The organism is Pseudomonas citronellolis, assembly GCF_029335315.1.
Taxonomy (GTDB): Bacteria; Pseudomonadota; Gammaproteobacteria; order Pseudomonadales; family Pseudomonadaceae; genus Pseudomonas; species Pseudomonas citronellolis_A.
The window spans coordinates 1-10,360 of the sequence record NZ_JARJLT010000313.1; the positions used below are offsets into that span (position 1 = coordinate 1).

Genomic DNA, 10,360 nt, shown 5'->3' on the forward strand with positions numbered 1-10,360 from the left:
GGGTACTCTTCTAGCGCCGCCGGCGCGGCTCGCGGCCGGCCTGCTGCTGCTCGCGCTGGGCCTGGCCCAGGCGCGCGCCGGCGTGATCATCGACGGCACCCGGGTGATCTACCCGGCGCAGGAGCGCGAGGTCACGCTGCGCTTCACCAACAAGGGCAAGGAACCGGTGCTGATGCAGGTCTGGGCCGACCGCGGCGATATCCGCTCGCAACCGCAGAGCGCCGACGCGCCTTTCCTCATCACTCCGCCGATCTTCCGCCTCGACCCGCAGAGGGGCCAGAGCGTGCGGCTGGTGTTCACCGGGGAAAAACTGCCGGGCGATCGCGAGTCGCTGTTCTGGTTCAACAGCCTGGAAGTCCCGCCGATGCCCAGCGAGGCCGGGCGTAACTACATGCAGATCGCCGTGCGTTCGCGGCTGAAGCTGTTCTACCGGCCCGCGGGGCTGCCCGGCGACCTGCCCACGGCGGTCGGCGAGGTGCGCTGGCGCCTGGTGCGCGAGGGCAAGGGCTACGCCCTGCAGGGGCAGAACCCGAGCCCCTACCACCTCTCCTACAGCGGCCTGGACCTGGAGCGCGACGGCCGGCGCTACAACGCCGGCGGCGGGATGATCGCGCCCTTCGCCAGCCAGACCTTCGCCCTCGCCGACTACCCGGGTCCGCCCGGCCCCGGCCGGGTGTTCTACCGCTGGCTGGGCGACTACGGCGCCGGCCCGGAACAGGTCGCCAACCTGCAATGACGCTTCGCCGCGCCGCCCACGGGGCGGGCGCCGGAGTGGATGATCGAGAAGGGAAACCGATGTCTCTGCGTTCCTGCCTCAGGTCGGGCGCTGGCGCCCGTTGCCTGCCGGCGCTGGCGGTCGGCGCGGCGTTCGCCGCCGTGCCACTGCAAGGCGCCGCCGAGAGCGGCCTGTACGCCGCGTTCAACCCGGCCTTCCTGCGCGGCGCCGACGGCGAGCCGCTGGACGTCTCGCGCTTCGAGAAGGGCAACCCGGTGAACCCGGGCAGCTACCGGGTCGATGTGTTCGTCAACCAGGCCTGGACCGGCAGCCAGGAGGTGCGCGTGCTGGCCGACGACCCGCAGGCGCCGCGCTACTGCTTCAAGCGCAGCGCGCTGCCGGCGCTGGGCCTGGCGGTGGAGCGGCTGCCGGATACCGAGGCCCGCGCGCGGGCCCTGGCCGACGCCGACTGCGTCGACCTGCTGCGCCTGGTGCCGGCGGCGCGGCTGGACTTCAGCCAGGCCGACCTGCGCCTGGACCTGAGCATTCCCCAGGCCTACCTGGGGCGCGTGGAGCGCGGCTACGTCGACCCGCGCGACTGGGATCGCGGGGTGACCGCGGCCTTCCTCGACTACAACGCCAACGCCTACCGCAACCGCAGCGGTGGGCGCGACCAGGAGCAGCTCTACGCCGGGCTCAACGCTGGCCTCAACCTCGGCGACTGGCGCCTGCGCCACAACGGCAGCTACAGCCAGAGCCACGGCGACGGCCAGCGCAGCACGCACGACTACGACGCGATCAGCAGCTACGCGCAGCGCGACATCACCGCGCTCAAGTCACAGTTGACCCTCGGCGAGTACTACACCCCCGCCGAGCTGTTCGACAGTTTCCCCTACAGCGGCGTACAGCTGGCCTCGGACGACCGCATGCTGCCCGACTCGCAGCGCGGCTTCGCCCCGGCCATCCGCGGCACCGCCGAGACCAACGCCAAGGTCAGCGTGCGCCAGGCCGGCAACCTGCTCTACGAGACCAACGTGGCGCCGGGCCCCTTCGTCATCGACGACCTGTACAACTCCGGCTACGCCGGCGACCTGGAGGTCAGCGTGACCGAGGCCGACGGCCGCGTCCGCCAGTTCACCGTGCCCTTCGCCAACGTCGCGCAGTTGCTGCGCCCCGGCGTGTCGCGCTACAGCGTCAGCGCCGGGCGCTACCGCGACGACGACCTCGACGACGAGCCGCACTTCGTCCAGGGCACCTACCAGCGCGGCATCTCCAACCTGTGGACCGGCTACACCGGCAGCATCGTCGCCGAGAATTATCTGGCGGCGCAGGGTGGCCTGGCGCTGAGCACCGCGCTCGGCGCCTTCGCCCTGGACGTCACCCAGTCCCGCGCCGGCGACCTGCGCCCGAGCGAGGAGCAGGGCCGCACGGCCAGCGGGCGCAGCTACCGGCTGAGCTACAGCAAGGTGCTGGAAGCGACCCAGACCAACTTCGCGGTGGCCGCCTACCGCTTCTCCAGCGACGGTTACCTGGGCTTCTCCGACTTCGCCTACGCGCGCTCGTCGAGCGCCGCCGACTACCGCGCCTGGCGCCAGCGCAGCCGCTTCCAGGTCAACCTCAGCCAGCCGCTGGGTGGCGCTCGCGGCAGCCTGTACCTGAGCGGTTCGGCGCAGAACTACTGGAACGCCGGCAAGGGCAGCGACATGAGCTACCAGGCCGGCTACTCGAACAGCTTCGGCTGGGGCAGCCTGAGCCTCACGGCGAACCGTACGCGCAGCCTCTCCGGCAATACCGACACCCAGTACATGCTCAACCTGACCTTGCCGCTGGGGCGTTCCAGCCACGCGCCCTACCTGACCAGCAGCACCACCGCCAACGACAACGGCGACCTCAACACCCAGCTCAGCCTGGCCGGCTCGCTGGGCGACTACAACCAGCTCAGCTACGGCGTCTACGGCTCGCGCAACCGCAGCGACGGCTACAGCAGCACGGCCAGCGGCGCGAACCTGCAGTACCGCGCGCCGCAGACCAACCTGGCGCTCAGCGTCAGCGACGGCGACGACTACCGCCAATACGGCCTGGGCCTGTCCGGGAGCGTCGTGGCGCACCCCGGCGGCATCAACTTCAGCCAGGCCCAGGGCGAGACCCGCGCGGTGGTGGCGGCCAGGGGCGCGAGCGGGGCGGCGCTGCTCAACAGCAGCGGCGGCGAGGTGGCCGGCAACGGCTACGGGGTGGTCTCCGGGCTGATGCCCTACCGCGAGAACGAGGTCCAGCTCGACCCCAAGGGCTTGCCCGACGACGTCGAGCTGCAGGCCAGCGCGCAGAGCGTGGCGCCGCGCTACGGCGCGGTGGTGATGCTCGACTACCCCACCGTCAGCGGCACGCCGCTGCTGCTGCAACTGCTGGACGAACACGGCCAGGGCCTGCCGGTGGGCGCCGAGGTGCTCGACGCCGCCGGCAACAGCCTGACCCTGGTGGGGCAGGGCAGCCGGGTGTTCCTGCGGGTCAAGGAGGGCGGTGAGTTGCAGGTGCGCTGGGGCAGCGGTACGCGCGAGCGCTGCAGGGCCCGCTACCCGGCGCCGCCGCCGGCGGTCGGCAAGGGTGCGCCCCTGCCGACGGCGCAAGCCGTGTGCTCGCGGCCCGCGCCCGGCGGGCAACTGGCCGGGCGCTAGGGCGCGCGGCATGCCGCAGATCACTGGCCGTTGACCATTTCCGTCGAGGTGTCCCGATGAACAACCTGCTCCGCCTCCTGCTTGCGCTCCTGCTCCTGCTGGCGTCGACGCCGCTGTGGGCCTTGTGCCGCTATCTGGTTCCGGCGGGGCCGGCGATCACCCGGGTCAACCTGCCGGCCACCCTCGAGGTGCCGCGCGACGCGCTGCCCGGCGCGGAGATCTGGAGCACCGGCGGCTGGACCAGCCCGCAGACGGCCCGTGTCTACTGCGACGCCAACGCCCCGGCCACGCCGCCCGGCGTGACCCCGAACTTCGGCGTGGCGGTCCCCGGCTACAGCAACAGCGACGGCGTCGCTTCGGTGTACGCGACCAACATCGAGGGTGTCGGCATCTCGGTCTACTGGTGCGATACCAACCTGCGCCCCTGCCCGGCGGACTATCGCGCCGCGATGCCGGTCAGGGCCCTGTATGGCCTGGCGGTGAGCGCGGGGCGCAGCTACACCTCGAACGTGCGCTGGTGGGTGCGCCTGGTGAAGACCGGGCCGCTGCGCGCCGGCGGTTCCCTGCAGGTCGGCGGCATGCCGGCGGCGGTGGTGATCCTCTACGACAACCTCGAGGTGGCGCACCTGGTGCTCGACGGCAACAGCGTGGTGGCTGCCCAGGGCTGCGAGGTGAACCCCGCCAGCCGGACCATCAACGTGCCGCTGCCGGATGTGCGCAGCGGCGAGTTCCCCCTCGGCACCGGGGTGCTCGCCGACACCTACAAGGCGCGCTCCTTCGCCATCTACCTGAGGTGCGACCCGGGGGTGAAGGTCTACTACCAGATCGACGGCAGCGAGGCCTCCAGCGGCAGCAACGTGCTCGCCAACGCCACGGGAGCGGGCATGGCCAGCGGGGTGGGCGTGCAGCTGTTCCGCGGCAACCTGGTCAACGCCCCGGTGCAGGAGCTTGGCCAGCGCCGCCTGTTCACCACTACCGGCGGCGCCGCGCAGGACGTCAACATCGTGCTCGCGGCGCGCTACTTCAAGACCGCCGCGCAGGTGACCGGTGGCCAGGTGGCGGCCACCGCGACCTTCACCCTGAGCTATGAGTGAGCCGTCGATGCCATTCCAGCGCATGTTGCCCTGCCTGCTGCTCGCCCTGCTGGCGGGCGTCTGCCGGGCCGAGTGCAGCTTCGAGTCGGGCTATTCCACCGCGCAGTCGTCCATCGGCTTGCCGGCGAGCCTCGCGGTACCCCGCGACGCCGCCGTCGGCAGCGAGCTGTGGAGCAGCGGCTGGGTGGCCGGGGCGGGGCCGAGCATCGTCTGCGACGGCGAGGGCCGGGTCGGCGGGCAACTGGCCGCCGGCATAGGCGCGCCGCTGCCGGGCTTCGCCAGCGCCGCCGGATTCCCCTCGGTATTCGCCACCAACGTCGAAGGCATCGGCGTCTCGGTCTACTGGTGCAACATGGACGCCTGCAACCCCGATTTCCTCAACGTCACCCCGCTGGCCAGCCTCGCCTGGCCGGTGGTCCCGGCCCGCTACCCACTGGGCAACAGCTGGTGGGTGCGGCTGCTGAAGACCGGCCCGATCGCCGGCGGCCTGCTGCAGTTGGGCGGGGCCTCGGAAGTGCGCTACCAGGACCTGGCCGTGGCGCGGCTGACCCTGAGCGGGGCCAGCGCGGTGGCCAGCCTGGGCTGCGAAGTGAGCCCCGGCAGCCGCAGTCTTTCGGTGGCGCTGCCGACGGTGGCCCGCGCGGACTTCCCCGCCGGCCCCGGCGCGCTGGCCGACGACAGCAAGGCGCGGGCGCTGAGCATCGACATGAGCTGCGACGCCGGGGTGCGGGTCAACTACCGCATCGACGGCGCCAGCAGCGGCGATGACGTGCTCGACAACGCCAGCGGCGCCGGCATGGCCAGCGGCATCGGCGTGCGGCTGTACCGTGGCCAGCTCGGCAGCCGGCTGGTGCAGCCGCTGGGCGTCCCCTTGCTGCACGCCGTCACCGCCAGCGCCGGCCAGCTGGTCAGCATCCCGCTGACGGCGCGCTACTACCGCACGGCCGGCAGCCTGGGCGCGGGACGGGTGGCGGTCACTGCGACCTTCACCCTGAGCTACGAATGAGCGACCGTTCGTCCGCTGGCGCCGATAAAGATCGACGCGCGGTCGATCCGCGCCGGGCTGGCGCGACTATAGGTATCTGCGTCCCACAGCCCAGCGAGGAGCCGAGGATGAAATACCTGTGCCTGATCTACCTGGACGAAAAAGCCGCCGCGCAGTTGCCCGAGCGTGACTACCGCGCGGTGGTGGAGGAGTGCCTGGGCTACGAGCAGCAGCTGCGCGAGCGCGGCCAGCTGGTGGCGGTGGAGGCCCTGCAGTCGGTGGAGAACGCCACCACCCTGCGTCACCGCGACGGCCAGCTGTCGATCACCGACGGGCCCTTCGCCGAGACCCGCGAGCAGCTCGGCGGCTTTTACCTGATCGAGGCCCGCGACCTCAACGAGGCGCTGCAGATCGCCGCGAAGATTCCCCCGGGGCGCCTGGGCTGCATCGAGGTGCGGCCGATCCGCGACTGGGAACAGCACTTCGCCTCGCGGGGTTGAGCCGCGAGCCGCCAGCCGGGGCCGAAGCGGCCCCGTGAAGAGGAGAGCGCAGCATGAACATCGACCGTTTCGACCGGCCGCCCGTGGTATCCCGCGAACAATGGCTGGCGGCGCGCAAGCGCCTGTGGCAGCTGGAGCGCGAGGCCACCCACGCCCGCGACGCGCTGAACGCCGAGCGGCGCAAGCTGCCGCTGGTGCGCATCGACAAGGACTACCGCTTCGATGGCCCCGATGGCCCGCTGCGCCTGCTCGACCTGTTCGAGGGGCGGCCGCAGCTGATCGTCTACCACTTCATGTTCCACCGCGACCGCGCCGAGGGCTGCGAAGGCTGCTCGTTCCTGGTCGACAACCTCGGCCGCCTGGAACACCTGCACGCCCGTGGCACGACCCTGGCGCTGGTGTCGCGCGCGCCGCTGGCGGAGCTCGCCGGGTTCCGCGCGCGCATGGGCTGGAAGCTGCCCTGGTATTCGTCCTTCGGCAGCGACTTCAACTACGACTTCCACGCCACCATCGACGCCAAGGTGGCCCCGGTGGAATACAACTACCGCGACCTCGCCGAGCTGCAGCGCCTCGGCCAGGCCTACCACATCGAGGGCGAGCAGCCGGGGCTGAGCGTGTTCCTGCGCGACGGCGACAGCGTCTTCCACAGCTACTCGGCCTACGGCCGTGGCCTGGAGGCGCCGCTGTTCACCTACCACCTGCTCGACCTCACGCCGCTGGGCCGTGGCGAGGGCTGGGGCGGCATGGCCGACCTCGATGGCAAGGGCATGGACTGGCTGCGCTACCATGACCGCTACGACGACGAGCAGCCGCCGCACAGTTGCTGCGCGTCCTGAACGGGAGGAAACGCCCATGGCTACCCCCATCGACCCGGCCATCCAGCGCCTGCTCGACGACTGGCTGGCGGCGGTGCAGGCCGGCGACGTCGAGGCCATCGTCAGCCATTACGCCGATGACCTGGTGGCCTTCGACGCCAGCGCGCAATTGCAGTTCGTCGGCCGCGAGGCCTACGCCGCGCATTGGCGCCGTTGCCTTGCGGCCTGCGAGCACACCCGCTTCGAACGCCACCAGCTGGCCGTGGAGCAGGGCGGCGACATCGCCTTCGGCCACTACCTGGCCTACTGCGGCGGCAGGGACGAACAGGGCCGCGAGCAGGCCGCCTGGACCCGCGCCAGCGTCGGCCTGCGCCGGGTGGCGGGGCGCTGGATGATCGTCCACGAGCATTTCTCGCTGCCCTTCGACATGCACACCTTGCAACCGCTGCTGGACGCCCAGCCGTGAGCCGGGCGCATGCATGACTACGCGCCGTCGTCGCTGCGCGACCAGGTGGACGACATCTACCGGCGCGAATCGCGGCGCGTGCTGGCCACGCTGATCCGCCTGCTCGGCGATTTCGACCGCGCCGAGGAGGCGCTGCACGACGCCTTCGCCGCCGCCGTGGAGCAGTGGCGGCGCGATGGCCTGCCGCAGAACCCGCGCGCCTGGCTGGTCTCGGCCGGGCGCTTCAAGGCCATCGACCACCTGCGCCGGCGGGTGCGCTTCGACGCCTCGCTGGAGCGCATCGCCCAGCAGCTGGAGATCGACGCCCAGGCGGCGCCGGAAGACGAGCACGAAGGCCTGGAGGACGACCGCCTGCGCCTGGTGTTCACCTGTTGCCACCCGGCCCTGGCCGCCGACGCCCAGGTGGCGCTGACCCTGCGCGAGGTCTGCGACCTGCGCACCGAGGAGATCGCCCGCGCCTTCCTGGTGGCGCCCACGACCATCGCCCAGCGCATCGTCCGCGCCAAGCAGAAGATCCGCGACGCGCGCATTCCCTACCAGGTGCCGGAGCCGGCCGAGCTGCCGCAGCGCCTGGCCAGCGTGCTGCGCGTGGTGTACCTGGTGTTCAACGAGGGCTACGCGGCCTCCAGCGGCGATGCCCTGACCCGCGCCGACCTCAGCGCCGAGGCCATCCGCCTCGGTCGCCAGCTGCTGGAACTGCTGCCGGAACCGGAAGTCATGGGCCTGCTGGCGCTGATGCTGCTGCAGGACTCGCGCCGCGCCGCGCGCAGCGACGCCAACGGCGAACTGGTGCTGCTGGAGCGGCAGGACCGTAGCCTGTGGGACGCCGCGCTGATCGCCGAGGGCCAGCGCCTGATCGGCGTGGCCCTGGCCAGCCGGCGCTTCGGTCCCTACAGCCTGCAGGCGGCCCTGGCGGCGGTCCACGCCGAAGCGCCGGACCTGGCCAGCACCGACTGGCCACGCATGGTTTCGCTCTACGACGCGCTGCTGCACCTGCAACCGTCACCGGTGGTGGCGCTCAATCGCTCGGTGGCCCTGGCCATGCGCGACGGCCCGCAAGCCGGACTGGATGCGGTGGACGCCATCCTTGCCGGCGGCGAGCTGGCCGACTACCACCTGGCCCACGCGACCCGCGCGGATTTCTGCCGGCGCCTGGGGCGCACCGCCGAGGCCCGCGAAGCCTACCGACGCGCGCTGCAAATGACCCGCCTGGAACCGGAGCGACGCTTCCTCGAACAGCGCCTGCGCGAGCTGGAAACGCACGGCGGATAACCGCGAACGGTTATTCGCCCTACGCCAGCGTTTCACCTGCCGATTGCGGGGCGGCCCGACGTAGGGCGCATAACGTCCCAAGCGTTATCCGCCATTGCCATCAACCCAGCGCCGCCATTTCCCGCAGCCTCTCCAGCGAGACGATGCGCAACTGTCGATAGCCCAGCTCCAGCGCGCCGCCGGCGACCAGCTCGCGCAGCTCCAGGGACAGCGTCTGGCGGCTGATGCCGAGCATCATCGCCAGCTCGTCCTGGCTGATGCGCACCAGCTGGCGCTGTTCGCCGTCGATGCTGCCGTCGCCGCGCGCCAGCTGTTCCAGGCGGCTGGCGATGCGCGCGCGGGTGGAGCGCAGCATGGCGTCTTCCAGCAGGCGATAGACCAGGCGCGTGTGCTGCGCCTGGAGCACGCAGATGGCGCGGGCGAAGCCGTTGTCGAGCATCAGCCGGTCGAAGGTCGCCTGGTCCACGCCGAGCAATTCGCTGTCACGGGTGGCGAGCACGTCGTGGGTGCGTGGCAGGCCGTCGAGCATCGAGGCCTCGCCGAACCAGTGGCCGGGCTCCAGCACCGCGAGGATCGCTTCCTTGCCATCCTCGCGCAGGGTCGAGGCCTTCAGCTTGCCGTGCAGCAGGGTGAGGAAGTGTTCGCCGGGGTCGCCCTGGCGGAACACGAACTCGCCGGCGCGCAGGCGCAGGCGCCGGCCCTCGCTGGCCAGCGCCTCGCGCACGGCGGGGGCGAGGCGGGCGAACCAGGGGTTGGCGGCCAGGAGTTGCAGCGGCGCTGGGGTCTCGGGCATGGGGCGGCTTCGGACGATGGGTCGGGGCACTTTGACCGCCTTGCCCGGCCGCCGCAAGCGCGGCAATTGTCAGAAAGGCGGCAGTCTGCGCCGGCGTTGCGGCCTAGCCTCCAGGCATCGCGGGCGGCGTGCGCCCGTCTGGCCCAGGAGAACAACAAGATGAGTTTCGCAGCCAAGGTGGTGTGGATAACCGGCGCTTCGTCCGGGATCGGTGAGGCGCTGGCGGTGGCGCTGCTGGAGCAGGGCGCCGAGGTGATCCTCTCCGGGCGCCGCGTCGAGGCCCTGCGCGACCTCGCCGCGAAGGCTCCGCAGCGGACCCTGGTGCTGCCCTTCGAAAGCACCGACTACGAGCGCCTGCCGGCGCTGGTCGAGCAGGCCTGGGCCTGGCGCGGGCGGGTCGACCTGCTGGTCAACAACGCCGGCGTCAGCCAGCGCAGCCTGGCGCTGGACACTGACCTTGCGGTCTACCGGCAGCTGATGGAAGTGGACTACCTGGCCCCGGTGGCGCTGACCCAGGCCCTGCTGCCGCGTCTCGTAGCCCAGGGCAGTGGCCAACTGGCGGTGGTCAGCTCGGTGGCCGGCAAGGTCGGCGCGCCGCTGCGCACCGGTTACTGCGGCGCCAAGCACGCGGTGGTCGGCTACTTCGAGGCGCTGCGCGCGGAAGTCGAGGCGGCCTACGGCATCGGCGTCAGCGTGGTCCTGCCGGGCTCGGTGCGCACCGCCATCGCGCAGAACTCGCTGGAAGGCAACGGCAGCCAGCGCGGCCGCTCCGACACCAACATCGACAACGGCATCGACCCGGCGGTGGCGGCGCAGACCATCCTCGCCGGCCTCACCGCGCGGCAGCACGACATCGTGGTCGCCGAGGGCATGGAGAAGCTGGCCCTGCAACTGCGCCAGGCCGACCCGGAGAAACTCTTCGGCCTGACCGCCCAGGAGGGCGCGCGCCTGGCGCAGCAGCGCGCGGAGCTGGGGGCCGGGGCCTCCATCGACCCAGGCGACGTGAACCGCCTGCAAGGCTGAGCCCGGCGCGACCTTGTAGGAGCGG

General features: G+C 71.7%; 10 protein-coding genes. 9 read left to right on the forward strand and 1 reads right to left on the reverse strand.

Annotated features, from left to right (window positions below; all coding sequences use genetic code 11):
• From P3W75_RS23505 to P3W75_RS23540, 8 genes are all read left to right on the forward strand, one after another.
• Nucleotides 1-736: fimbrial biogenesis chaperone (locus tag P3W75_RS23505; protein WP_276229720.1), on the forward strand; the 736-nt coding region annotated here is incomplete at its 5' end.
• A gap of 59 nt (nt 737-795) precedes the next feature.
• Nucleotides 796-3,387, forward strand: coding sequence for a fimbria/pilus outer membrane usher protein (locus P3W75_RS23510; protein ID WP_276229721.1), 2,592 nt, complete (start codon nt 796-798; stop codon nt 3,385-3,387).
• A 56-nt stretch (nt 3,388-3,443) separates the two neighbouring features.
• Entirely contained in the window at nt 3,444-4,481 is a 1,038-nt protein-coding gene (locus P3W75_RS23515) for a fimbrial protein (RefSeq protein ID WP_276229722.1), read from the forward strand.
• A 7-nt stretch (nt 4,482-4,488) separates the two neighbouring features.
• Nucleotides 4,489-5,487 (forward strand): fimbrial protein, encoded by a 999-nt coding sequence (locus P3W75_RS23520; protein WP_276229723.1) that lies wholly within the window; start codon nt 4,489-4,491, stop codon nt 5,485-5,487.
• Between the two features lie 107 nt (nt 5,488-5,594).
• Nucleotides 5,595-5,966, forward strand: a complete 372-nt coding sequence (locus P3W75_RS23525) for a YciI family protein (RefSeq protein WP_276229724.1) — start codon at nt 5,595-5,597, stop codon at nt 5,964-5,966.
• A gap of 53 nt (nt 5,967-6,019) precedes the next feature.
• Entirely contained in the window at nt 6,020-6,802 is a 783-nt protein-coding gene (locus tag P3W75_RS23530; RefSeq protein ID WP_276229725.1) for a DUF899 domain-containing protein, read from the forward strand.
• 16 nt (nt 6,803-6,818) lie between these two features.
• A complete protein-coding gene (locus P3W75_RS23535; protein ID WP_276229726.1) occupies nt 6,819-7,247 on the forward strand; it encodes a YybH family protein in 429 nt (142 codons plus the stop codon).
• A gap of 9 nt (nt 7,248-7,256) precedes the next feature.
• On the forward strand, nt 7,257-8,519 hold the full coding sequence (locus tag P3W75_RS23540; protein ID WP_276229727.1) for an RNA polymerase sigma factor: 1,263 nt from the start codon (nt 7,257-7,259) through the stop codon (nt 8,517-8,519).
• Nucleotides 8,520-8,619: 100 nt separating this feature from the next.
• Here the strand turns inward: P3W75_RS23540 and P3W75_RS23545 are convergent, their stop codons facing one another.
• Entirely contained in the window at nt 8,620-9,312 is a 693-nt protein-coding gene (locus P3W75_RS23545; protein ID WP_276229728.1) for a Crp/Fnr family transcriptional regulator, read from the reverse strand.
• Nucleotides 9,313-9,471: 159 nt separating this feature from the next.
• Here P3W75_RS23545 and P3W75_RS23550 point away from each other — a divergent pair, with 159 nt between their 5' ends.
• Nucleotides 9,472-10,335: an SDR family NAD(P)-dependent oxidoreductase gene (locus tag P3W75_RS23550; RefSeq protein ID WP_276229729.1), complete on the forward strand. Its 864-nt coding sequence runs from the start codon at nt 9,472-9,474 to the stop codon at nt 10,333-10,335.
• The last annotated feature ends 25 nt before the right edge of the window (nt 10,336-10,360 follow it).